Genomic DNA, 23799 nt, shown 5'->3' with positions numbered 1-23799 from the left:
CTAGGGAGACGCTGATTTAATCGCACGTCCGCGTTGGTGCCCCCTGTTTTCCGAGACAAGGCGCGTCGTGCAGCGGGTAGTGGTTCTACCCGCAAGCGGCGCAACGCAGGATCGGGGAACAGGGGGCACCAACCCCACAAGCCATTGAAAGCAGGGGCTCGGCCGCTTTTGCGCGCGCACTGCGTTGCGGTTCCCTTGTGCAGAATGACTGCACGGCGGTCACCGCGCCTTGTTCGCACGCAAAAGCGACTCGAGCGCGGACGTGTGATTAAATCAGCGTCTCCCTAGGCGCGGATCTGCGTCTTGTGGGCCGGGTTCAATGACTGGTAGCGACCTTGACCGACTGATGCCCCGCGCCCTCAGGCCGAGAAAATCGGAAGGTCACGTGTTCGCGATGAATCAGAAATTGTCCAGTCGCGTGCATCCACTGTTGTTCGCGCACCGTGGTATCCATCCACTCGAATAGCGCCTGCAGTGCCAGTGCGGTCGCGCCGCGGTCCGGATAACGCAGGCCAAGCCCCTCCCAGTGGTCCCGTGCATCTTCCGCTCGTTTCCAGCCTTCGCGGACGAACCCGGCCGTAAGCAGGGCGCGCAGGGCCCCGTCACCCAGCTTTTCGCGAAGCTCTTTCAGGAGGAGGCCAGGGTCCCCGGCGTCCTCGGGGGAGGGGTTGAGCGAGGCCGGCAGTAGCTCGATCCAGTCATCGTGCTGGCTAAGCCCCGGGATCAGATCTTCGTCGACCATCTGCTGATAGTCCGGGACGGGGTCGGAGTGGGTTCGCAGGGAGAGCTGGATCAGGGCCGCAGCCTCGTCGACATAACCGGACAGACTGAAGCCGCACAGGAGATGGTCAACGATGTCATGGACAAACACCGAAGTCGGAATGCGATCCCCGCAATAGGGAGTTGCGGCAATCACGTCGGCGCCCAGTCCGGCGATGTCCAGCTTCCAGCCGCGCGCGCCGAAGCCATCCTGCCAGCTGTCCTCGTAGCGCACTGGAATCGTGACCGGCTGCGCGTTGGCGGCCGTAGTGGACGGAACCGTGATGGACATCGTGGCCTCGCTGGGTATTCGATACTTTCCAACTTACCGACCGGTCAACTACCATTCAATGCATGGCCCCTACACTCATCCGAACTCGGACACGCGACGCCCTGATTGCCGCCGCACGGTCGCTGGTCCTTGGCCGCAGCTACGGCGCCGTCGGCGTGGCCGAGATCTGTGCGCACGCCGGCGTGAAGAAGGGGAGTCTTTATCACTTCTTTGCCAGCAAGGATGCCCTGGTGCTGGAGATGCTCGAGACGCTTTATCGCGAACTCGAGCGCGAGGTACTCCGTCCGTCACTGGAATGTGAGTTGCCTCTGCGCGGTCGCCTTGGGCGGTTCGTTGATCGCCTGCATCAGTTCGAGATCCGCGCCCAGGCGGAGGTCGGGGAGCTCCCCGGTTGCCCGTTCGGGAACCTGGCCCTGGAACTGGCGAATTGGAATTCGGCGGTTCGAATGGCCGTGGCCGCTCACCTGGAGGCCCTGCGTGGCCATTTCCAGCGAGCGATCGAGACCGCCGTGCAAAGGGGTGAACTCCCGCAGGCGTCGGATAGTGCCCGTCTGTCGGAACAATGGCTGGCGCAGGTAGAAGGTGTGCTCCTGATGGCCAAGGCGCGGCAGGACGCGGATACGGTCCTGCATCTGTTGCCGGCACTGGAAACCCTGCTGCCGGTCAGACCGGTCCGCGACGAAGAGCGAGGGAACCACTGATCCGTGGTTACCTGGAGGTAGATGACGATGGAATTCCCTCTGAGAACGACCGACAGCGCGCCGGAGGCCTTCGAGCGATCCGGGAAGGTGCTCGGCCTGGTGCCCAATCTGATTCGCGTGATGGCCAGCAGCCCGGCGGCGGCCTCGGCCTACCTGGACCTGACCGAGCGGTTGAGCCAGAGCAGCCTGTCTCCTGAGGAACAGAGCGTTGCGCTACTCACGATCAGTCGGTTCCACGAATGCCATTACTGCATGGCCGCGCACTCCATGACGGGACGGATGGCGGGCCTGCCCGATGCGGTCGTCGACGCGCTGCGTGAGGATCAACCCGTGCCCGATCAGCGGCTCGAGGCCCTGCGCCAATTCGTGGTGGCAGTACTCAAGCATCGCGGTGCGGTCCCCAATGACGAACTCGAGGCGTTTCGCCGGGCGGGATTCGAGGAGGCGGCGGTCCTGGATGTGATCCTCGCAGTCGCGCTGAAGACCCTCTCGAACTACACCAACCACCTGGCCTCCACGCCGCTGGATGACGTGATGCAGGACGAGCACTGGGAGGCGCCTGCGGGTCGCTGAACACCCGGTACCGCGGTGTTTCAGTGCGCGCGAGTCAGGCGCGAGAACAGTCGCCGGATACGCCCGGGTCCGTACCCGTGAACGCGCTTGAAGGCCTTGCGAAAGGCCGGCTCGGAGCCATAACCGACTTGTTCCATCACGGTGGCCACGGATGCCCTCGGGTCGCGCAGCAGCCGTTCGGCCAGGACCATGCGCCACTGGGTCAGGTAGTCGATGGGGGCCTGTCCGACCAGCTCGCTGAAACGCGCGGCGAAACTGGTTCGCGACATGGCGGCCTCCTGCGCCAGGCCCTCGACCGTCCAGTTCTCCTCGGGGCGTGCGTGCAGCGCATCGAGGGCACGGCGGATACGGTCGTCCGCGAGGGCCGCGATCAGACACTGTTCGGGATGCTCCTGGTACTGGCAGACGTAGTGGCGCACCGTCATCACGAACAGGGTATCGGCCAGCCGGTCGAGTACCGGCCGATAGCCGGCGGACTGCTCCGACAGTTCCAGCCGCATCAGATCGGCCAGGCGCGCCAGACGCTCGCCGCTCTCGGCGTGGCGCACGATCACGCGGTCGGGCAGGGCCGCCAGGATCGGATTCCGACGCCCGGAATCGAATTCAAAGTGACCGCATAACAGCTGTGTCGAACCGGGCTCGGCCTCGGAAGGGTCCAGCAGATTGAGGTGATTGTCCCGGTCCTCGAATGACGGCTCGCTGGCCAGCAGATGCCAGTCGTCGTGTGGGAGGAGCAGCATGTCGCCCGCATCCAGCCACAGCGGCTCGCAGTCCTCCATGTGCAGGTAGCAGCCCCCTTCGGTGATCAGGTGAAAGCTCGCATGCCCGGAACCGGTGGTGCTGAGCTGCCACTGACCACATAGACGGGGGTTGGTGTCGATCCGTGCGCGCAGGTTGTAGGCCGAGAGGACGGACGACAGCGTGTCCTCGCGCGGCATGATCCGGCTCATGTCCATGAGTGATCCACTCCTTTGATGTTTCTGCGCCACTTTACGGCGTCGCGAAGGCCTTTCGTCCTCCCCTGGACGATCGGACATAAATGGCGGCGCGACGGTTCTCACAATTTTCCGAAGGGCTCGCTAGGCTTCAAGTCAGTTCAACGGAAGAATCGAGGACTAGGCGATGAGTGGAGCGCTGGTGCTGGCAGGCACAAGATTCCAGCGGTGGCTGGACATGACGCGCGGCGCGGACTTTCTGGCGCCGCTGCTGATTCGCCTGTATCTGGCGCCGGTGTTCTGGATGGCCGGCACCAACAAGCTCGACGGCTTCCTGCCGAAGGAAAGCGTGGTGATGTGGTTTGGTAACCCGGACTGGGGGCTGGGCATGCCGTTTCCGTACCTGATGGTGCTGCTGGCCGCCTACGCCGAGGTCCTGGGTGCGATCGCCCTGCTGCTGGGCATTGCGGCGCGCTGGTTCTCCATCCCGCTGATAATCACGATGATCGTCGCTGCGGTTACGGCCCATCTGGAGAACGGATGGCAGCGCATCTCCGATCCGATGATGTGCCTGTTCAATTGCTCGGGGGTGGAAGCCGCCCAGGAACGCCTGAGTCGCGCGCGTTCCATCCTGCGGGAGCACGGCAATTGGGACTGGCTGACCGAGCACGGGGGCTTTGCGATCGTGAACAGCGGGATCGAGATGGCCGCGACATACTTCATCATGCTGCTGGTGATCTTCTTCTGGGGTGCCGGGCGCTACCTGAGCATCGATTTCTACATCCGCAGGAGGATGATGGACAGGGGATAGCCAGGAGGGTGGAGGACAGGGGACCCCCAATGGCGCTGTGCAAAACAGCAATCATTGGCAAGACGGGCATTTTGCCCCTAACGTTAAGCGACGAAGGAGTTGCATCATGAAACAAGAACTGTTCTCGAAAAAGACCCTGGCCGGCGCGGTGGGGACCGCCGCGATCGGCCTGGCCATGGGTTCCAGCCCGGCTTTTGCCGCGGTGGATCTGAACCACGGCTATCAGCAGGGCTCTTCAGCCCCTCACATGCTGGCCCAGGGCAGTTGCGGGGAAGCCACCTGCGGCGCCAATGGCGAAGGAGATGACCGGGACAAGGACTCCGAGGGGGCCTGTGGATCCAACGGTGAAGGAGAAGAAAAGGACTCGGAAGGCTCCTGTGGCGAGGGGACTTGTGGCGGCTGAAGCCATCCAGCCCATACGCCCGGCCCGCGTGCGCGGTGCCGGGCTCGGCCTGCGGCGGGCACTGCTGGAGCCGCTGGCCGAGACACCCGAGTCGCTGGAGCGGCTCGGGTTTTTCGAGGCTGCGCCGGAGAACTGGATGCACCTTGGCGGGCGGCTGGGCCGCACCTTCCGTGAATATACCGAGGCGCACCCGTTCGTCTGTCACGGGCTTTCCCTGGACATCGGCGGGCCACGACCCCTGGACACGGAGTTTCTGGCCGATCTGCGCCGATTCCTCGATACGCATGACATCGAGGACTACACCGAACACCTCTCGGCCTGCGGGGACGAAAAGGGCCACCTCTACGACCTGATGCCGATCCCGTTTACCGAAGAAGCCGTGCGGCATGTGGCCCGTCGCGTGCTTCAGGTACAGGAGACGATCGGCCGGCGCATGGCACTGGAGAATGTTTCCTACTACACCCCGGTCGGGGCCCGGATGAGCGAGCTGGAGTTCCTCCGGGCGGTGCTGGACGAAGCCGACTGCGATCTTCTGCTGGATGTGAATAACATCTACGTGAACAGTATCAATCACGGCTATGACCCGGTCGGGTTCCTCGACGGCCTGCCGCTGGAGCGCGTGCGCTACATCCACATTGCCGGCCACGAGGAAGAGGCGCCGGACCTGCGCGTGGACACGCACGGTCAACCGGTCTGCGGAGATGTATGGGGCCTGCTGAAGGCGACCTACGAACGGATTGGCCCGGTGCCGACCCTGCTGGAGCGGGATTTCAATTTCCCGGCGCTGGAGGTCTTGCTGGAGGAAACGGACCGCATCCGCGCACTTCAGGTCAACGCGGCCGGGAAGCGCGCATCCCTGCAGGCCCATGGCTGAACCCGTTTTCCAGGAGCTGCAGGAGCGCCTCGCCCGGTACCTGCGCGACCCGGAGCGCCACCCGCCTCCGGAGGGTATCGAGGACCGCCGACTGGCGATCTACCGGCGCCTGTTCATCAATAACGTCCGCAATCTGCTCGGGCGCGGGTTCCCGGTGATCCGGCGGATCCTCGGGGAGGAGGCATGGGCAGCGCTGGTGCGCGATTTCTATCGCGACCATGGCTGTCATACGCCGTATTTCCCGCGGCTGGCGGAGGAATTCGTCCAGTACCTGTCGGAAGAACGTGGGCCGCAGCCGGGCGACTGGCCGTTTCTGGCAGAGCTGGCGCACTACGAACGGGTCGAAACGGAGCTCGTCTACAGCGATGCGCAGCCCTCCGGCGACGTGGATCCGCAGGGCGATCTGCTGACTGGGGTTCCTGTGTTTTCGTCCGCCGCGCGCCTGCTGGCTTACGAGTTTCCGGTGCATCGGATTGGGCCGGACCACTGCCCCCAGCAGCCGGGTGATGTGCCCACCTATCTGCTGGCCTATCGTGGCGAGGACGAGCGCGTACGCTTTGCCGAGCTGAATCCGCTGGGAGCACGGCTGTTGTGGCGGGTCTGCGAGGAGCCGGCAGCGGGTAACCAGCAGCTTCGCCGGGTAGCGGAGGATTTTGGCCTCGAGCCCGGTCCCGAGTTGCTGGAGAGCGGGCGGCAACTGCTGGAACACTATCGGGACCTGGGGGCGATCGCAGGGGCTAGACCACTTGATCAGTGTTTCCCTAGTACGGCATCTCCGTGTGGGTGAGCGTCAGGGCCGGTTCATCCAGGGCGGCGGCTTGTTCGCGAAGGGTCAGGATGTGTTCCTCCCAGTAGCGCGGGGTGTAGAACACCGGAAAACCGTCGATGAACGCGGGGTCGTCCGCCCGCCGGGCCAGCCAGGCAGCGTGGCGCAGGATACGCAGCGTGCGCAGGGTGCTGATCAGGCCCAGTTCGCGGCGGTCAAAGCGCATGAACGTCTCGTAGCCCTCCAGCAGGTCGCGCAACTGTGCCGCCATCTCTGGCGGTTCTCCGGAAAGGAACATCCAAAGATCCTGCATTGCGGGTCCGTTGCAGGCGTCGTCGAGGTCGACGAAGTGGGGGCCGTCGTCGGTCCACAGGATGTTGCCCGGGTGGGTGTCGCCATGGAGGCGAAGCTGGGGGACGGGCCCTACAGCATCGGTGTTTCGCTGCATGCGCTGAATCACGTCCGTGCTGAGATCGCGGTAGACCGATTGCAGTTCGGGGGGTAAGTGGCCGGAGGCGAGGACATCCTGCCGGGCCTGTTCCCCCAGTGTCCCTGGATCCAGCGTGAGGCGCTCATGGAACGCCGTGCTGCGGCCCACTTCGTGAATGCGCGCAATGAAGCGCCCGATGCGCTGCAGCGTATCAGACTGTTCCAGATCCGGCGTGCGCCCGCCGCAACGGGGGTATACCGCGAAGCGGAAGCCCTGATGATGGTGCAGGGTCGCCCCGTCGCCTCCGACCTGTGGTGCGGCCACGGGAACCTCCCGCGCGACCAGTTCCTGGCTGAACGCATGTTCCTCGAGGATCGCCTGGTCGCTCCAGCGCCCGGGTCGGTAGAACTTCGCAATGACCGGCGCCGCATCCTCGATGCCAATCTGGTACACCCGGTTTTCGTAGCTGTTCAGCGCGAGCAGGCGGCCATCGCAGCGCAGGCCGGTGGTTTCCACCGCATCGAGAATAACGGTGGGTTTGAGCGCGTCGTACGGATGGGGCTGGTCGTTCATGGCGCCAGTCTACGCACGCAGCAGGATTGGTGCCGGATCGGCGGTATGCGCCACCAGCCTCGAGGGAACGCCGGATGAATCGAACACGCTGGATTCTGCTCGGGCTTGTGATCGTTGCGGTCGGCCTGTTTTTCGGCCTCGGGCTGGATCAGTATTTCGAGTTCGAACGTTTGCTCGCGGCGCGCGAGGATCTCGAGGCCTGGCGGGATGCCCGTCCCGTTCTCGCGAGTGCCGCGTTTTTCCTGATTTACGTCGCGGTCACGGCATTGTCGTTGCCGGGCGCGGCGATCATGACTCTGGCCGGCGGGCTCATGTTCGGCCTGCTGTGGGGCACGCTGCTGGTCTCGTTCGCCTCCACGATCGGCGCCACGCTGGCGTTCCTGATCGCCCGGCTGATCGCGAAGGAGCCGATTCAGCGCCGTTATGGCGACCGCCTGCGGCGCATAAACGATGGTTTCCGGCGCGAGGGTGCCTTTTACCTGTTTGCCCTTCGCCTGGTGCCGGCGTTCCCGTTTTTCCTGATCAACATCGCCATGGCGTTGATGCCGATCCGTGCATGGACCTTCTACTGGGTATCGCAGGTGGGGATGTTGCCGGGAACGGTGGTCTACGTGAATGCGGGCACCCAGCTGGGTCTGCTGGAGGGGCCAGGGGACGTACTGTCGCCGGTGCTGATCGCCTCGTTCGTCGCGCTGGGTCTGTTCCCGCTGGTTGCGCGGCGGGTGGTAGCGTGGATGCGGGCGCGGCATGCGCGCCGGGGCTGGCGTCGGCCCCGGCGCTTCGATCGCAACCTGGTGGTGATCGGGGCCGGTTCGGCCGGGCTCGTCTCCGCGTACATTGCGGCGACGCTACGGGCTCGGGTCACGCTGGTCGAATCCGGCACCATGGGCGGGGACTGCCTGAATACCGGCTGCGTGCCGTCCAAGAGTCTGATCCGGACCGCCCGTCTACTGGACGAGATCCGACGCGCCCCGGAATACGGTATTGCCCATGCCTCGGCCGAATTCGATTTCGGCCAGGCGATGGAGCGCGTCCAGAGTGTGATTCGGGACATCGCGCCGCATGATTCGCGCGAGCGCTACGAATCGCTGGGCGTGGAGGTGATCGAAGGTCATGCCGAACTGGTATCCCCTTGGACCGTGGCGATTACCGAGCCCGAAGGGTCGCGGCGCGAACTGAGCACGCGGGCCATCGTGCTGGCCACCGGTGGACGACCCGCCATCCCGCCCATCCCGGGTCTGGATGCGGTCGACTACCACACCTCGGACACGATCTGGTCCCTGCGCGAATGCCCGCGACGGATGGTGGTATTGGGTGGTGGCCCGATTGGCTGTGAACTCGCACAGACGTTCCATCGGCTGGGCGCATCCGTCGCACTGATCGGTCGCGCATCGCGGCTGTTGCCGCGCGAGGATCAGGAGTTTGGCGATGCCCTGGCCGAACAGATGCGCGTGGAAGGCGTGCAGCTGGTACTGGGCGCTGAGGTGACGGACGTTTCTGAGGACAGCGATGGCATCCGTGTGAGCGTGACAGGGGATTCGGGGGACGAGGCGTTCATGTGCGATACCCTGCTGATCGCGGCGGGCCGCGAGGCCAATGTCGAGGGTCTTGGCCTGGAGCGCCTGGGCATTCCGTCCGGGCGTACCATCGAGGTCAACGAGGCCCTGCAGACGCGCTTCCCGCATATACTGGCCTGCGGCGACGCGGCGGGGCCCTACCAGTTCACCCATGCGGCCTCGCATACCGCCTGGTTTGCCACTGTGAATGCGCTGTTCGGGGGCATTCGCCGTTTCCGCGTGGATCACTCGATCATGCCCTGGTGCACCTTCACGAGTCCGGAGATCGCCCGGGTGGGGCTCAATGAACAGCAGGCGAAGGAACAGGGCATTGGCTACGAGGTCACGACCTTCGCGCTGGATGACTTTGATCGGGCGATAGTCGACGGAGAGGCGCGGGGGCAGATCAAGGTACTGACGGTCCCCGGGAAGGACCGGATCCTGGGGGTCACCATCTGCGGGGCGCACGCCGGGGAGATGATTGCGGAGTTCGTGCTTGCGATGAAGCACGGGCTGGGTCTGAACAAGCTGCTGGGTACGATCCATGTCTATCCGACCTGGATGGAAGCGAACAAGGCGGTGGCGGGGGTCTGGCGACGCCAGCATGCGCCACGGCGCTTGCTGGACTGGCTGGAACGCTGGCATGCCTGGCGGCGCGGGGGCTGAGCTCGGGATGGAGGAGCGGGTTTGACGCGGGCGTACTGGATCGTGGCGATCCTCGCGGTCGTTGTCTTGATCGTGTTTTTCGCGCTCGACCTCGGCCGTTTCCTGGAATTCGAACGCCTGCAGGATGCCCAGGGGGATCTGGAGGATCAGCGCGCGGCTCAACCGCTGTTGGCGGCGGCCGTTTTCTTTTTCGTGTATGTGGTCGTGGCGGCGCTGTCGTTGCCCGGTATCGTGATCATGACACTGGCGGGCGGGGCCATCTTCGGCGTGTTCTGGGGCAGTGTCCTGTCGTCCTTTGCCTCCACGCTGGGTGCGACGCTGACATTCCTTCTGGCGCGCACCATCGCCCGCGAGCCCCTGCAGCGCCGATTCGCAGATCGGCTGGAACCCATCAATCGTGGTTTCGAGCGCGAAGGGGCCTATTACCTGTTCGCGCTGCGCCTGACCCCGGCCTTCCCCTTCTTTGTGATCAACGCGGGCATGGGGCTGATGCGCATCCGGACGTGGACGTATTACTGGGTGTCGCAACTGGGAATGCTCCCGGCCACGATCGTCTTTGCCAATGCCGGTACACAGATCAGTCGTCTGGACGGGCCCGAAGGGATTTTCTCGCCTGGCCTGATTGCCTCACTGGTTGCGGTGGGTCTGTTCCCGCTGGTGGCCCGCTGGATCTTGCGGGCGCTCCGTAGCTCCGCGGGACCCGGGGGGGCAGGGGATTGATGCGAACTCTGTCTAAATATTCGCGAAGGCGGATATACTCGGTCAATAACCAAAATAACCAAAATAACCAAAATAACCAATAAGGGTCGGAGCGGATGTTCGAAGGCCGGAGTACGCGCGACCCATTCGCAGGCTCTCCAATCGGCGAGTCGATAGCTGCTAATTGAGGATTGTTGAATGGACAGGCAATTGAAGAGGCGCTGGACCGTCTGGCCGCTCCTGGCCGTTGTGCTGATGGGTCTGGCCCTGATTGCGCAGGCCGAGGAAGAGAACGACGAGCCGCGCGACCGCCCCATCGAGAAGGTGCTGGAGCCGATCCAGCTGACGGATCGCGTCTGGTATTTCTACGGCTCGCTGGAGAACCGCACGCCGGAGAATCTCGGGTTTACCAACAACACGGGCTTTGTCGTGACCGACGACGGTGTTGTGCTGATCGACTCGGGGCCGAGCTACAAGGTCGCCGAACGAATGGCCAAGGCCATCGCGGAGGTCACGGATCAGCCGATCACGCATGTGATCTCGGTGGGTTCTCAGGATCACCGCTGGCTGGGCAATGGCTACTTCCACGAGCAGGGCGCGGAACTGGTCGCGCTGCAGCGCACCGCGGCCACGCAGGCCGAACGCGGTGAGGGGCAGATCGAGTCTCTGGGAAATGCCGTGGGAGAAGAAGCCATGGAAGGGACCGAACCCGTCCCGGCCCCGAATCCGATTGACGCGGACGAACACACCCTGACGGTCGGCGGCGTGGACTTCGAGCTGATTTATGCCGGGGACGCCCACTTCCCGGGCGATATTATGGTCCACCTGCCGGGCGAGGATATCGTGTTCACCGGCGATATCGTCTACACCGAGCGCATGCTGGGCATCCATCCCTGGAGCAATCCGGTGGAAAAGCTGGAGGCCTTCCGGCATCTGGAGTCCATCGATCCGGAGATCGTGGTGCCGGGCCACGGGCGGGCCACCGATATGGCCGAGGCGCGTCAGGATACCGGTGACTACCTGGAGCTTCTGGTGCGCGAGGTGAAGGCCGGGATCGAGGACTGGGAGTCGCTGGACGAAGTGGTGGGGCGGCTGGCGGACCTGGAAGAGTTCCGGCATCTGCGCCACTACGACGACTGGCACCGCCCCAACGTGAACCGGACCTACCTGTTCATCGAGGAAAACATGTAAGCCATCCCCCGGGAGTCCCGGCAGCCGGCCGGGAAACCTGCCGACGGCGCGGGGCGTGTGGTACGCTTCGCGCCGTTGTCGCTTCCGGCAACACCAATCTTTTACACGCGACGCTCGACCCCGCGTATGGGTCGGCGAAGGAGCCTCGTAATGCCCGCAGTAACCCTCCCCGACGGCAGCCGCCGCGAGTTCGATCATCCGGTCACCGTGCTGGATGTGGCGCAGGACATTGGCCCGGGCCTCGCCAAGGCGACCCTGGCCGGCAAGGTGAACGGCCATCTGGTCGATGCCCGCCACGAGATCGACGATGACGCGGAAGTCGCGATCGTGACCGACCGCGACCCGGAGGGGGTGGAGATCATCCGGCATTCGACCGCGCACCTGATGGCGCAGGCGGTCAAGCAGCTCTTTCCCGACGCCCAGGTCACCATCGGCCCGACCATCGAGAACGGCTTCTACTACGACTTTGCCTATGACCGCGGCTTCACGCCGGAGGATCTGGAGAAGATCGAGAAGCGCATGAAGGAGCTGGCCAAGCAGGATCTGCCGGTGGAGCGCTCGCTGATGGACCGCGACGAGGCGGTGAAATACTTCCGTGACATGGGCGAGGAGTACAAGGCCGAGATCATCGCGTCCATCCCGCAGGGCGAGAACATCTCGCTGTACAAGCAGGGCGACTTTGTCGATCTCTGCCGCGGCCCGCATATCCCGTCTACCGGCAAGCTGAAGGCCTTCAAGCTGACCAAGGTGGCCGGTGCCTACTGGCGCGGCGACTCCGACAACGAGATGTTGCAGCGCATCTACGGCACCGCCTGGCCGAACAAGGACCAGCTGAAGGAATACCTGGAACGGTTGAAGGAGGCCGAGCGCCGGGACCACCGCAAGATCGGTCAGGAGCTGGATCTGTTCTCGATCCAGGACGAGGCAGGTGGCGGCCTGGTGTTCTGGCACCCGAAGGGCGCGCGCATCCGCCGCGAGATCGAGAAGTACTGGTACGACATGCACGAGAAGGCGGGTTACGACTTCGTCGTGTCGCCGCACATCGCGAACCTGGAGCTGTGGAAGACCTCCGGCCATGCGGACTTCTACGCCGAGTCCATGTACGAGCCGATGGAGGACGAGCACCAGGCCTTCCAGCTCAAGCCGATGAACTGCCCGTTCCACGTGCTGATGTACAAGGACAGGCTGCATTCCTACCGCGACCTGCCGCTGCGCTGGGCGGAGATGGGCACGGTCTACCGCCGCGAGATGTCCGGCGCGCTGCACGGGCTGATGCGCGTGCGTGGCTTCACCCAGGATGACGCCCATATCTTCTGCCGCGAGGACCAGATCGAGGCCGAAGTGATGGCGGTGATCGATCTGACGCTGGAGGTCCTGCAGAACTTCGGTTTCGAGAAGTTTGACGTAAATCTCTCGACCAAGCCCGAAGATGCCGTCGGCTCCGACGAGATCTGGGAGCACGCGACCGCGTCGCTGCGCTCGGCGATCGAGAAGAAGGGGCTGGAGTATTCGGTGGACGAGGGCGGCGGTGCGTTCTATGGGCCGAAGATCGATATCAAGATCCACGACGCGATCGGCCGCGAATGGCAGTGCTCCACGGTACAGCTGGACTTCAACCTGCCCGAGCGCTTCGACATGGAGTATGTCGCCGAGGACAACGAGCGCCGGCGTCCGATCATGATCCATCGCGCGCTGCTGGGGTCGGTGGAGCGCTTCTTCGGTGTGCTGATCGAACACTACGCCGGGCACTTCCCGACCTGGCTGGCCCCGGTGCAGGCCGAGGTGCTGACCATCACCGAGCGCCAGGATGCCTACGCTGAAGAAGTGACGAAAGCGCTGCGCGACAAGGGTTTCCGCGTCGAGGCGGACTTGAGAAACGAGAAGATCGGCTTTAAGATTCGCGAGCACACGCTCAAGCGAGTGCCGTACCTGCTGGTGCTGGGCGACCGCGAAATGGAAAACGGCCAGGTCGCGGTCCGTACGCGCAGCGGCGAAGATCTCGGCTCGATGGGCCTGGAGGACTTCGCCACGCGGCTTCGGGAAGAAGTCGCGAACCGGCAACACTGACTTGAATTGGAGAAAAGGCTATTAGCGCAGCCAAGACCGTCCGCCTGAACGATCAGATCAACGTACCCAAGATTCGGTTGATCGATGCCGAAGGCGAAAACCGGGGCATTTTCGGTACCCCCGAGGCCCTGGAGCTGGCCCAGGAATCCGGACTCGACCTGGTCGAGATCTCGCCAAACGCCGATCCACCCGTATGCCGGATCATGGATTACGGCAAGTACAAATTCGAGCAGGCGAAGAAGGCGCAGGAAGCCAAGAAGAAGCAGAAACAGATTCAGATCAAGGAAGTGAAGTTTCGTCCCGGCACGGACGAGGGCGACTACAAGGTCAAGCTTCGCAACCTGCGCCGCTTCATCGAGGCCGGCGACAAGGGCAAGGTGACCATCCGCTTCCGCGGCCGTGAAATGCGCCATCAGGAACTGGGTGGCGAGTTGCTGGACAAGATCGAGCAGGACATGTCCGATATCGCGGTCGTCGAACAGCGGCCGAAGATGGAAGGACGCCAGATGATCATGGTGCTGACCGGCAAGAAGAAGTAGGCCGGTCAGACAACAAGGATCGCGCAGGTCTCCGCATACCTGCCGGTCCTCCCATAAACGGCCGGCCCGAATCGGGTACGGCCCAAAATGCCGGAGAAAGCAATGCCGAAGATCAAGACCAATCGGGGTGCGGCCAAGCGCTTCACCCGTACGGGGTCCGGGAAGTACAAGCGGTTCCAGTCGCACCGCAGCCACATCCTGACCAAGAAATCCACCAAGCGTAAGCGTCACCTGCGCAGTCCGGCCATGGTGCACGAGGCGGATGTCGCCGCCGTGCGCAAAATGCTGCCGTACCGTTGATCTGACCGAGGAAGAAAGACATGCCACGAGTCAAGCGCGGTGTAACCGCTCACGCCCGTCACAAGAAGGTCCTCAAGCAGGCCAAGGGCTACTACGGCGCCCGGAAGAACGTCTTCCGCGTTGCCAACCAGGCCGTCATCAAGGCCGGCCAGTATGCCTACCGTGACCGTCGCCAGAAAAAGCGCCAGTTCCGGTCGCTGTGGATCGTCCGCATCAATGCGGCGGCCCGTCAGTTCGATCTCTCCTACAGCCGCCTGATGGCGGGTCTGAAGAAGGCCGAGATCGAGATCGACCGCAAGAGCCTGGCCGATCTGGCCGTGCACGACCTGACCGCCTTCGGCAAGATCGCGGAAAAGGCCAAGGCTGCACTGCCGGCCTGACGAGGTCCTGCAGGATTACCCGCCCGGCACTGCCTGGCGGGTCCCGGAAAGGGGAGGGTCGACGCCCTCCCTTTTTTGTTTCGGGAACAGGGAACACCGGGACGGCGGGCAACCGTCGTCCATCACTTTCGGGGAATGCACGTGGAGCAACTGCAACAGCTCGTCGCCGAGGCCCGCGACCGCATCGAGGCGGCCACTGACCTGAAGGCGCTGGATGATGTCCGGGTGCAGTACCTGGGCAAGAAGGGCTCGATTACCGCCCAGCTGAAGGAGCTCGGCAAGCTGCCGGCGGAGGAACGCCCGGCCGCCGGCCAGAAGGTCAACGAGGCCAAGACCGAGGTCGCCGGCCTGATCGAGGCCCGCAAGCAGGCCCTGGCCGACAGCGCCCTGGCCGAGCAGCTGGCCAGCGAGCAGGTGGACGTGACCCTGCCGGGGCGCCGCCTGCCCGAGGGCTCGCTGCACCCGATCACCCATACGCTGGAGCGCATCGAGGCGTTCTTCGCCGGGCTCGGGTTCCGTGTGGCCGAGGGGCCCGAAGTCGAGGACGACTTCCACAACTTCGAGGCGCTGAACATCCCCGAACATCACCCGGCGCGGGCGATGCACGACACGTTCTACTTCGACGCCCACCGCGTCCTGCGCACCCATACCTCGCCGGTGCAGATTCGGACCATGGAGCAACAGAAGCCGCCGCTGCGCGTGATCGCGCCGGGGCGGGTCTATCGCTGCGACTCGGATCTGACGCACAGCCCGATGTTTCACCAGGTGGAAGGGCTCTGTGTGGACGAGGACATCACCTTTGCGGATCTGCGCGGCGTGCTGAGCGCGTTCCTGCAGAGCTTCTTTGGCCGCGACGACTTGGCCACGCGCTTTCGTCCGTCGTACTTCCCGTTCACCGAGCCCTCGGCCGAAGTCGATATCCAGTGTGTTCACTGCGGCGGTGATGGCTGCCGGGTGTGCAGTCATACCGGCTGGCTGGAGGTGATGGGCTGCGGCATGGTGCACCCGAACGTGCTGGGCCATGTCGACATCGACCCGGAACAGTACACCGGCTTTGCCTTCGGCCTCGGGGTCGAGCGGATGGCGATGCTGCGCCATGGCGTGAATGACCTGCGCCTGTTCTTCGACAACGACATCCGATTCATTCGCCAATTCGGACGGACCGGCTAATGCGCATCAGTATTCAGTGGCTGCGGGACTGGCTGCAGATCGACGAGACCCCCGAGGAGCTGGGCCATCGCCTGACCATGGCGGGATTGGAGCTGGACGCGATCGAGGTGGCGGCACCCGCGTTCAGTGGTGTGCGCGTAGGCCGGGTGGCGAAGGTGGAGCCGCACCCGGATGCTGATCGCCTGCGTATCTGCCAGGTCGAGGCGGGAGAGGCCGAACCGCTGACCATCGTCTGCGGCGCACCCAATGTGCATGAAGGCATGGTAGCGCCGGTCGCGGTGGTCGGCGCGGTGCTGCCCGACAACTTCAGGATCAAGAAGTCCAAGCTGCGCGGTGTCGCCTCCGCGGGCATGCTGTGCTCGGCGCGTGAACTGGGGCTTGCGGAGGATGCCGAAGGCCTGCTCGCACTCCCCACGGACCTCGAGATCGGCGCCGACCTGCGCACGGCGCTGGGCCTGGATGACCACATCCTGGAAGTGGATCTGACGCCGAACCGGGCCGACTGTCTCGGGATGCGGGGGATTGCCCGCGAGTGTTCGGCGCTTCTCGACCGGCCGCTGAACGAGAACGTGGCCGAACAGACCGGGGCAGAGCTGGACGTCAGTGTTGCGGTCCGGGTCGAGGATACCGAGGCCTGCCCGCTGTACGCGGCGCGGGTGCTCGACGGCCTGGATGCGCGTGCGCCCACGCCGCTATGGATGACCGAGCGCCTGCGCCGGGCCGGTGTGCGGCCGCTCAGCGCGATCGTGGATGTCACCAACTACGTGATGCTGGAACTCGGGCAGCCCCTGCATGCCTTCGATGCGGGCCGTCTTGGGGGCACCATCGAGGTGCGCTGGGCGCGTTCCGGCGAGTCGCTGACCCTGCTGGGCGGGGATCAGACCGTCGAACTGGCCGAGCAGGACCTGGTGATCGCCTCGGCGACCGCTCCGGTGGCGCTGGCCGGGATCATGGGGGGCGCCGACAGCGCGGTAGGTGACGACACGACTCGGGTGGTACTCGAGTGTGCCCACTTTGCCCCGCTGGCACTGGCCGGGCGGGCGCGGGCTCATGGCCTGCATACCGATGCCTCGCATCGCTTTGAACGCGGCGTGGACCCGACGCTGGTCGAGCAGGCCATGGAGCGCGCCACGCGTTTGCTGCTGGAGATCTGTGGCGGGCAGTGCGGGCCGGTGGAGCGGGTCGGCGAGCCGCCGTCGTCTCATTTCGAACAGCCGATCCAGCTGCGCCGGCCGCGCATCGAGAGGCTCCTCGGTACGACGTTCGGGGATGCTGAAGTCGAGCGTATCCTGGGCGCGCTGGCTTGCCGGGTGGAGTCTGCGGAGGACGGGTGGCAGGTTTGGGCCCCGCGCGCGCGCTTCGATCTGGAGCGCGAGGAAGACTTGATCGAGGAACTGGCCCGGGTGCATGGCTATGACCGCCTGCCTCAGCGCCTGCCGTCCCCGGTGGCGCCAGCCGAGCGACCCCCAGCCCTGCGCGGGCTGCGCGAGCAACTGGCGAGCGAGGGCTTTCACGAGGTCATCAGCTTCAGTTTTATCGATGCCGAGGCCTCGCGGGCCTTTTATCCCACGGTGGAGCCCCTGGGCCTGGCCAACCCGATCTCCAGCGACCTGGCGGTGATGCGCCCCGGCCTGTGGCCCGGCCTGGTTGCCACGGCGGCCCATAATCAGGCGCGCCAGCAGCCGGACCTGCGGTTGTTCGAACATGGCCTGCGCTTTGTGCCGGATGCCTCCGGCCTGCGCCAGGAGCCGCGTCTCGCGGGCCTGCTGGGTGGGCGAGCGCATCCGGAGCACTGGGACGCCGCATCGCGCCGCGTCGATTTCTTTGATGCCAAGGGTGTGGTCGAGGCACTTTGTGCCTCCGTGGATGCGCCGCTGGGGTTTCGCGCGGAGAAACATCCTGCGCTCCACGACGGGCAGTCCGCGCGGATTCTGGCGGGTGACCGCCCCATTGGCTGGGTCGGGCGCCTGCACCCCGCGCTCTGCAAGCAGTTCGATGTAGAACCCGTTTACCTGTTCGACCTGGATGCCCGAGCGATCCTGCACGCCCCGGTCGCCCAGTTCACGCCGTTGTCGCCGTACCCCTCGATCCGTCGTGATCTGGCGCTGGTTGTAAAGGAGGCGGTCCCCGCAGGGGATGTGCTGAATGCAATCAGGGAACTGAACCTGGAATTGGTGCAGGGCGTGCGCATGTTTGATGTCTACCAGGGCAAGGGCTTGAATCCAGACGAGAAGAGTCTTGCTTTGGGCTTGATTTTGCGGGCTTTTGATCGCACCCTAGGCGAACAGGACGTAACAAACGTCACCGACAAGGTCGTCGAGCATCTGCACGCTCGCTTCCAGGCAACCCTGAGGCAGTGATTCCATGGCAGCAGTGACGAAGGCGGACCTTGCCGCCGCGCTGAACGAAGAACTGGGCCTGAACAAGCGTGAGGCCAAGGAATTCGTCGAGATGTTCTTCGAAGAGATGCGCCAGTCGCTGGAGGAGGGCGAGGGCGTGAAGCTCTCGGGCTTCGGTAATTTCATCCTCCGCGACAAGAACCAGCGGCCCGGTCGCAATCCGAAGACCGGCGAGGAAATCCCGGTCTCTGCACGTCGCGTGGTCACCTTCCGTCCGGGGCAGAAGCTGCGCGAGAGGGTCGAAAGCTATGCTGGAGGCGAGTAACCACCAGGAACTGCCCGCGATCCCGGGCAAGCGGTACTTCACCATTGGCGAAGTCGCCGAACTGTGCCAGGTAAAGCCCCATGTGCTGCGCTACTGGGAGCAGGAGTTTCCGATGCTCGAACCGGTCAAGCGGCGGGGCAATCGGCGCTACTACCAGCGCCAGGACGTGATCCTGATCCGCCAGATCCGGGCCCTGCTGTACGAAGAGGGCTATACGATCAACGGCGCCCGGCAGAAGCTCTCGGGCGACGAGGCCAAGGGCGATCGCCAGCAGGCGCGCCAGATCATCCAGGACACAATCTCGGAACTGGAATCGGTTCTACGCGTGCTACGGGCCTGATTCCCCGCGGACCGGGTTCTTTCGTGAGGGCGGGGAATCGGATATGATTCGCGGCTTCGGGGCGTAGCGCAGTCTGGTAGCGCATCTGCATGGGGTGCAGAGGGTCGCAGGTTCAAATCCTGCCGTCCCGACCAATATCAATCACTTGTAGAAAGTGTTTCAAGTGAATTAAAAAGGCCGCTTCAAGCGGCCTTTTTTCGTGTCCGGGGTATATCCGCGTGGGTTGAGCGGTCACTCCATCGAACGTCGTCGTGCCTCGCGCTGGTAGTAGAGCAGGGCGATGTTGATCTGGCGCTCCAGCCACTGGTTCATCCCGGTTATCTGGAACCCGGCATACACGTAGCCATCGCGTGGGCTGCGGCGGCGGTTGGCCAGTCGGAGATCGCCGCCCAGGCGCTCACTGACATCCGGCAAGAGCAGGTTCTCGAAACGCATTGGGCTTCCGATCTCGAGGTCGTCTACCCATTCCTGCGGTACCTCCACGCACATTCCCTGGACCGAGAGGTCGGCCAGATCGCCGATCCCGGGTTCGTCCCAGTCGCCGTACTGCAATTCCACGCCCGGGCGCTGACTGATGGGGATGTGCACGCGAAAGGTCTCGCGACGCTGGAGGTATTGCAGTGTTTCCGGGTAGGGGCAGACGTACAGGGCTCCAGCGTCCTCGCGTTCGGTGCGCGAGACGACGGCCGAAAAACGCACGGCAACGCCGCGCAGACTGGCGAACACCCGGATGCGGGTGCCTTCCTTTACATGACGATTGGCTTCGATGGGGGTGAGTTCGTCGAGGAAGAGTTCGCGTGTTTCGGAATCGAGGCGGACCAACGCGGAGTTGTACAGCGGACCATCGTCATCGAGCCGGACATTGACGAGGGTGAGCTTGTGGTCCAGATCCTTGAGGATGCCGGCGATCCGCTCCGGCCGGTCGACGGTATAGTCGGTCTCGTCCATGCGTGGCGTAGTTGTCGTTATTGGGCCAAGCCGCACGGTACTGTCCGGCGGCCCGGAATACTAGCCCCGCGTGCGGGTCGGAGAAGGGTGAAAGAGTGTCGCGCAGAGCGCGCGCGGGTCATGCGCGAGTGATGCGCCGACCAGTCCGGCTGCCGGACTGTGTGCGGCCGTAGGGGTCGTAGGTGGGGGCCGGGCCAGGCTCCTCGCCGCGCAGGATCTGAATCGAAAGCTCCACGCGGCGACGGTCACGATCGATCAGGCGGGCATTTCCCTGGTTGAGGGTGTTGCAGCGCTCCACCGAGCGGCGCAGGGCCTGCCAGTGATCCTCCAGCTCGGCGCCGCCCTCCAGGCGGTTGAACAGTCGTGCGATGCCCTCGGGCGTGTAGGTTTCGCCAGCGGCCTCGAGTGTCTCGCGTTGTCGGCGACTCTCGGTCTCCAGGTCCTGCAGGAGTGTCTGTTTCTGGGCGACGACGTCGTGCAGGTTGTCAGCTGCCCGCGATTCCACGGCCCGGGTCTCCTGCAGCAGGATCTCTTCCAGCTGATGGCTCAGGCGAATCGAGGCCTCCAGCGAGCGGAGGAAAGCGTGGCGTTGTTCGGGCGACATCGTCGGGGTTCTCTGTCAGTGGCTCTTAGCGCAACAGGCTTTCCAGCTCGATCATGCGATCGGCCAACTGCTCGTTGTCCACCGGGTACTGGCCATTGGAGATCGCTTCGCGCAGTTCGGCGACACGCGCCTCGTCGAACGGGGCGTTGTTGGCAGCCTCGGAGGCGGCGTTCATCGCCTGCGCCGCACCGGTCAGGGTAACGGAGTCATCCTGACGTACGGGTGCCGAGGCATTGCCTTTGGCACCTGCATCGGGCCGGGACGTCTCTTCGCGGCCCTTTACGCTCGAGGTATTGCCATCCGGGCGCAGGCCGGGTGAGTTCGGGCCTTTGATATCCATCATTCGATTTCCTGTTTTTGCAATTCTACTGCAGGGGTTAGCGGCAGCATCAGCTGAAACTGTAGTCCCTTGAGCCGTGAATATTCGAGTCGCTTCACAGTTTGTGGATGGTTGTGGGTCATCTCGCCATTCTACAGCGCGACGCGTACATGTCCGGACTCCAGTACCTCGCCTTCCACGACGCGCCCGGAAGAGGTGTTTTTGACCCGGACGCGATCGCCCAGGATGCCATTTTCCAGTGCCTCGCCCTGCATGCGGATCACCACCGAGCCATTTTCGGCCAGAATCGTGACACGTTGGCCGCGGCTGACCACCTCGCGTTGGGTGACGTGCTGCTGGCCCAGGATCTGGCCCGGTCGAATATTGCGCCGTGTTTGCAGCCCCACCAGCTCATTCTTGTTCTCGAAATAGCTTCCTGCATGGCGCGAAGTCTGAATTCGCTTGGTGCGCAGATCCCCTGGAAGGATCGTGTGCTGGCGCCGCAGGGTGCGGCTGGCGACCAGGACCTCCGCATAGCGCTCGACCGTGACCGGGACGAAGATCGACCAGCTCACCGGGGCCTCGCACTGAACCTGGACCGCCGTATTGCCATCGCGCCGTCCTCCGGGCGGGAACCGGGTCTCCAGTGCCTGGCTGCATCGGGCCAGGCGCAGGCGGTTGTCCAGCCGCCCGATCTGAATCTCTACCGCTTCGTCGCCCGGTGTAATGTTGAGCTCCTCCTGGATAAAACGCTCCGCCGCCAGACGGATGTTATCCACTGCCTCGATCTCGGCCTGTGCCGTCACGGAGACCACGGCCAGAATGAGACCCACTACGGCCGTGAGCCACCGGGAGCGAACGAAAGGTTGAGGTATGGGCTGATTCATGGTCTGGGTGCGTACCGGCTCGTCGGTCTTCAAGAGGCTTCTGGTCCTTGTGCAAGCAGAAAACATGCCAGAGGGTTGGGTCTGTCCTCTCAAGAGTGGCGACGGGCGGCCGTTATGGAGGCAAGAACGCATGCAATCGGCATGTAGCGGCGGTTTGTGGCATGACAGCGCCAGTCCCGGCGGTGCACACTGGGCCCGGTGGGTCGGTGTGGCCGGCCGCCGGGCGAGGGGGAGAACAGGACAATGAGTCAATTCATTGACGACGTGAATCAGCGTACTCAACTGGTGGGGCAGAACCGCATGGAACTGCTGCTGTTTCACCTGGGGAGTTCGCAGACCTTCGGGATCAACGTATTCAAGGTGCGCGAGGTCATCCCGTCTCCGCCGCTGCGGCAGATCCCGGGATCCCTGAGTGTTGTGCGCGGTGTGGCCACCCTGCGAGGCGGGACCGTCCCCATCATCGATCTGGCGCGCGCGATGGGGTTGCGTACCGCGGTGGGCGAGACGGACGACCACAAGGTGGTCGTGACCGAATTCAACCGATCGGTCCAGGGCTTCTGGGTGTCGGCCGTCGACCGCATCGTCAACGTGAACTGGGAAGATGTGAAATCGCCGCCACGCGGGACCGGACGTGAATCCTTCCTGGTGGCCGTCACCGAGATCGACAACAAGCTGGTCGAGATTATTGACGTCGAGCGGGTGCTGTCGATCGTCAATCCGTTGCCGTCACGTGTATCCGACGAGGTGCGTGCGGAGGCCGAGGAGGAGCGGGCCCGGCACGGTCAGCGAAAGATCGTGATCGTGGATGACTCGGTGGTTGCACGCAAGCAGATCGAGGGTGCGATCAAGGGGCTGGGTTGGGAGTACCTGGTGTTCAAGGATGGTCGCGAGGCGCTGGATTTCCTTGAGGAACAGGCGCAGGCCGGTACCGTCGACGAAGTGATCGAGATGGTGATATCGGATATCGAGATGCCGCGGATGGACGGCTATACCCTCACCGCCCGGATCCGTGCGAACGATCAGTTGAAAGATCTGCGGGTGTTGCTCCACTCATCGCTCAGTGGCGAGTTCAATACGGATATGGTCAAGCGCGCCGGGGCAGATGCGTTTCTGTCCAAGTTCAACCCCGACGAACTGGCCGAAGCCGTGCTTGACCAAACCCGCAGGGATTGAAGCCGGTGCCTGCGCGGTTGGCGTTAATCGACCGATTCGACCCCGGCGGCATGGGAGCGGTAACGGATTGCCGGGCACCTGGGCATCAGCGGCCATGGCGCGCCGCATCCATCGCCCGTCGGGAAGCTGTCGGCGTCCATGTGGTTGCACGTATACTGCACCCGTGCGGCACGGGGACGCGCTTGTTCCCCGGCCGGGTTTTCCGACACGCTGTCAAGGATTCGTCATCAACGTGCCCGTCTGCCCGTATCGTCGACTTTCAGGGATGACTTCGTGATCGATTCGCGCGACTACGAGGAGTTCTCGCGTTTCCTTTCCGAATGCTGTGGCCTGGTGCTGGGCGACAGCCGCCAGTACCTGGTGTCCAGTCGCCTTTCACGATTGCTGGACGAGTTCGGTTACAAGAGTGTCCCGGAGCTGTTGCATGCGATGCGTCAGGCGCCCAATCCGCGTCTGCGTACGCGTGTGATCGACGCGATGACCACGAATGAAACTTCCTGGTTTCGCGATGGGTTCCCCTTCGAGATTCTGCGTCATGTCCTGCTCCCGGAGCGCGCGGAGAAGGGTGCAGGGATCAAGGTCTGGTCGTCCGGTTGCTCCAGCGGACAGGAGGCCTACAGCATCTCCATGGTGGTATCCGAGTGGGAGGAGTCACGGCCCAGGCGCGTCGTGCCGGTATCCATCATGGGTACGGACCTTTCGGAGAAGATCCTGGACGACGCCCGCCGGGCCGTTTACGACGGCCTGAGCATTGTGCGTGGCCTGAGCGAGGCGCGGCGGGCGCGCTTCTTCGAGACCGTGGCGGAGGGCCATCGCGTGCGCCCGGAGATCCAGCGCCGCTGTCGTTTCCAGAAACTCAACCTGATCGACAGTTATGCGGCTCTGGGCAAGTTCGACATCGTGTTCTGTCGCAATGTGCTGATCTACTTCTCCGCCGAGACCAAGCGACAGGTTCTTGACGGAATCGCCCGTCAGATGAACCCGGGTGGCTATCTGTTTCTTGGCGCTTCCGAGACCGCGGGTCCTTATACCCAGGCCTTCGAAACCGTTCGCACCGAGTACGGCTCCGTCCTTCGCCTGAAGGGCTGACACGCCCTAGGGAGACGCTGATTTAATCGCGCGTCCGCGCTCGAGTCGCTTTTGCGTGGGAACAAGGCGCGGTGACTGCCGTGCAGTCAT

26 protein-coding genes and 1 tRNA gene are annotated in these 23799 nt (G+C 64.0%); 20 read left to right on the top strand and 7 right to left on the bottom strand.

The window, feature by feature from the left end; translation table 11 throughout:
* Positions 1-316 precede the first annotated feature (316 nt).
* Positions 317-1051: a hypothetical protein gene (locus tag C935_RS0106475; protein ID WP_018861706.1), complete on the bottom strand. Its 735-nt coding sequence runs from the start codon at positions 1049-1051 to the stop codon at positions 317-319.
* A gap of 62 nt (positions 1052-1113) precedes the next feature.
* Between C935_RS0106475 and C935_RS0106470 the strand changes: the two genes are divergently transcribed.
* Both C935_RS0106470 and C935_RS0106465 read left to right on the top strand, forming a co-directional pair.
* The gene (locus C935_RS0106470; RefSeq protein ID WP_018861705.1) at positions 1114-1752 is read left to right on the top strand and encodes a TetR/AcrR family transcriptional regulator; all 639 of its coding nucleotides are present in this window, start codon (positions 1114-1116) and stop codon (positions 1750-1752) included.
* 21 nt (positions 1753-1773) lie between these two features.
* Positions 1774-2325: a carboxymuconolactone decarboxylase family protein gene (locus C935_RS0106465; protein WP_018861704.1), complete on the top strand. Its 552-nt coding sequence runs from the start codon at positions 1774-1776 to the stop codon at positions 2323-2325.
* Positions 2326-2345: 20 nt separating this feature from the next.
* On the opposite strand, the gene C935_RS0106460 is transcribed toward C935_RS0106465, so the two are convergent.
* A complete protein-coding gene (locus C935_RS0106460) occupies positions 2346-3281 on the bottom strand; it encodes an AraC family transcriptional regulator (RefSeq protein ID WP_018861703.1) in 936 nt (311 codons plus the stop codon).
* 166 nt (positions 3282-3447) lie between these two features.
* Between C935_RS0106460 and C935_RS0106455 the strand changes: the two genes are divergently transcribed.
* The 4 genes from C935_RS0106455 to C935_RS0106440 all read left to right on the top strand — a co-directional run bounded on the left by C935_RS0106455 (position 3448) and on the right by C935_RS0106440 (position 6135).
* The gene (locus tag C935_RS0106455) at positions 3448-4071 is read left to right on the top strand and encodes a DoxX family protein (RefSeq protein ID WP_018861702.1); all 624 of its coding nucleotides are present in this window, start codon (positions 3448-3450) and stop codon (positions 4069-4071) included.
* A 106-nt stretch (positions 4072-4177) separates the two neighbouring features.
* On the top strand, positions 4178-4474 hold the full coding sequence (locus tag C935_RS0106450) for a hypothetical protein (protein WP_018861701.1): 297 nt from the start codon (positions 4178-4180) through the stop codon (positions 4472-4474).
* Complete coding sequence (locus C935_RS0106445; RefSeq protein ID WP_018861700.1) at positions 4464-5348, top strand: DUF692 domain-containing protein; 885 nt, start codon at positions 4464-4466, stop codon at positions 5346-5348. The genes C935_RS0106450 and C935_RS0106445 overlap by 11 nt, the downstream gene beginning before the upstream one ends.
* The gene (locus tag C935_RS0106440) at positions 5341-6135 is read left to right on the top strand and encodes a DUF2063 domain-containing protein (RefSeq protein ID WP_018861699.1); all 795 of its coding nucleotides are present in this window, start codon (positions 5341-5343) and stop codon (positions 6133-6135) included. Before C935_RS0106445 ends, C935_RS0106440 begins: the two co-directional genes overlap by 8 nt.
* On the opposite strand, the gene C935_RS0106435 is transcribed toward C935_RS0106440, so the two are convergent.
* Positions 6110-7117 carry a serine/threonine protein kinase gene (locus tag C935_RS0106435; protein WP_018861698.1) on the bottom strand — a complete coding sequence of 336 codons (1008 nt, stop codon included), beginning with the start codon at positions 7115-7117 and terminating at the stop codon, positions 6110-6112. The genes C935_RS0106440 and C935_RS0106435 overlap by 26 nt on opposite strands.
* Positions 7118-7191: 74 nt before the next feature.
* On the opposite strand from C935_RS0106435, the gene C935_RS0106430 reads away from it, so the two are divergent.
* From C935_RS0106430 to C935_RS0106375, 12 genes are all read left to right on the top strand, one after another.
* Positions 7192-9339 carry an FAD-dependent oxidoreductase gene (locus C935_RS0106430; protein WP_018861697.1) on the top strand — a complete coding sequence of 716 codons (2148 nt, stop codon included), beginning with the start codon at positions 7192-7194 and terminating at the stop codon, positions 9337-9339.
* Positions 9340-9378: 39 nt separating this feature from the next.
* Complete coding sequence (locus C935_RS0106425) at positions 9379-10059, top strand: TVP38/TMEM64 family protein (protein WP_026278693.1); 681 nt, start codon at positions 9379-9381, stop codon at positions 10057-10059.
* Between the two features lie 177 nt (positions 10060-10236).
* Positions 10237-11229 carry an MBL fold metallo-hydrolase gene (locus tag C935_RS0106420; RefSeq protein WP_018861695.1) on the top strand — a complete coding sequence of 331 codons (993 nt, stop codon included), beginning with the start codon at positions 10237-10239 and terminating at the stop codon, positions 11227-11229.
* A gap of 150 nt (positions 11230-11379) precedes the next feature.
* Positions 11380-13296, top strand: coding sequence for a threonine--tRNA ligase (gene thrS / locus C935_RS0106415; protein ID WP_018861694.1), 1917 nt, complete (start codon positions 11380-11382; stop codon positions 13294-13296).
* 5 nt (positions 13297-13301) lie between these two features.
* Positions 13302-13835 (top strand): translation initiation factor IF-3, encoded by a 534-nt coding sequence (gene infC / locus C935_RS0106410; RefSeq protein WP_081616579.1) that lies wholly within the window; start codon positions 13302-13304, stop codon positions 13833-13835.
* Between the two features lie 102 nt (positions 13836-13937).
* Complete coding sequence (gene rpmI / locus C935_RS0106405; protein WP_018861692.1) at positions 13938-14135, top strand: 50S ribosomal protein L35; 198 nt, start codon at positions 13938-13940, stop codon at positions 14133-14135.
* A gap of 20 nt (positions 14136-14155) precedes the next feature.
* A complete protein-coding gene (gene rplT, locus C935_RS0106400) occupies positions 14156-14515 on the top strand; it encodes a 50S ribosomal protein L20 (protein ID WP_017925358.1) in 360 nt (119 codons plus the stop codon).
* A gap of 141 nt (positions 14516-14656) precedes the next feature.
* Entirely contained in the window at positions 14657-15685 is a 1029-nt protein-coding gene (gene pheS / locus C935_RS0106395) for a phenylalanine--tRNA ligase subunit alpha (RefSeq protein WP_026278690.1), read from the top strand.
* Complete coding sequence (pheT, locus tag C935_RS0106390) at positions 15685-18045, top strand: phenylalanine--tRNA ligase subunit beta (protein WP_018861690.1); 2361 nt, start codon at positions 15685-15687, stop codon at positions 18043-18045. The genes pheS and pheT overlap by 1 nt, the downstream gene beginning before the upstream one ends.
* Positions 18046-18049: 4 nt before the next feature.
* Entirely contained in the window at positions 18050-18349 is a 300-nt protein-coding gene (locus tag C935_RS0106385) for an integration host factor subunit alpha (RefSeq protein WP_018861689.1), read from the top strand.
* Entirely contained in the window at positions 18333-18689 is a 357-nt protein-coding gene (locus C935_RS0106380; protein WP_012982329.1) for a MerR family transcriptional regulator, read from the top strand. Before C935_RS0106385 ends, C935_RS0106380 begins: the two co-directional genes overlap by 17 nt.
* Before the next feature lie 57 nt (positions 18690-18746).
* Positions 18747-18823 (top strand) — tRNA-Pro (locus C935_RS0106375).
* A gap of 97 nt (positions 18824-18920) precedes the next feature.
* Here the strand turns inward: C935_RS0106375 and C935_RS0106370 are convergent.
* The 4 genes from C935_RS0106370 to flgA all read right to left on the bottom strand — a co-directional run bounded on the left by C935_RS0106370 (position 18921) and on the right by flgA (position 21447).
* The gene (locus tag C935_RS0106370; RefSeq protein WP_018861688.1) at positions 18921-19637 is read right to left on the bottom strand and encodes a flagellar brake protein; all 717 of its coding nucleotides are present in this window, start codon (positions 19635-19637) and stop codon (positions 18921-18923) included.
* 118 nt (positions 19638-19755) lie between these two features.
* The gene (locus C935_RS0106365) at positions 19756-20241 is read right to left on the bottom strand and encodes a flagella synthesis protein FlgN (protein ID WP_018861687.1); all 486 of its coding nucleotides are present in this window, start codon (positions 20239-20241) and stop codon (positions 19756-19758) included.
* Positions 20242-20266: 25 nt separating this feature from the next.
* Positions 20267-20581: a flagellar biosynthesis anti-sigma factor FlgM gene (gene flgM, locus C935_RS0106360; protein ID WP_026278689.1), complete on the bottom strand. Its 315-nt coding sequence runs from the start codon at positions 20579-20581 to the stop codon at positions 20267-20269.
* Positions 20582-20712: 131 nt separating this feature from the next.
* Entirely contained in the window at positions 20713-21447 is a 735-nt protein-coding gene (flgA, locus tag C935_RS0106355) for a flagellar basal body P-ring formation chaperone FlgA (RefSeq protein WP_038040670.1), read from the bottom strand.
* A 243-nt stretch (positions 21448-21690) separates the two neighbouring features.
* Between flgA and C935_RS0106350 the strand changes: the two genes are divergently transcribed.
* Positions 21691-22620, top strand: a complete 930-nt coding sequence (locus tag C935_RS0106350) for a chemotaxis protein (protein ID WP_018861684.1) — start codon at positions 21691-21693, stop codon at positions 22618-22620.
* Between the two features lie 273 nt (positions 22621-22893).
* Positions 22894-23709 carry a protein-glutamate O-methyltransferase CheR gene (locus C935_RS0106345; RefSeq protein WP_018861683.1) on the top strand — a complete coding sequence of 272 codons (816 nt, stop codon included), beginning with the start codon at positions 22894-22896 and terminating at the stop codon, positions 23707-23709.
* The last annotated feature ends 90 nt before the right edge of the window (positions 23710-23799 follow it).

The organism is Thioalkalivibrio sp. ALJ3, from assembly GCF_000377205.1.
Taxonomy (GTDB): Bacteria; Pseudomonadota; Gammaproteobacteria; order Ectothiorhodospirales; family Ectothiorhodospiraceae; genus Thioalkalivibrio.
Note: the sequence above shows the minus strand (reverse complement) of the source record. Positions and strands in the feature narration are given on the sequence as shown.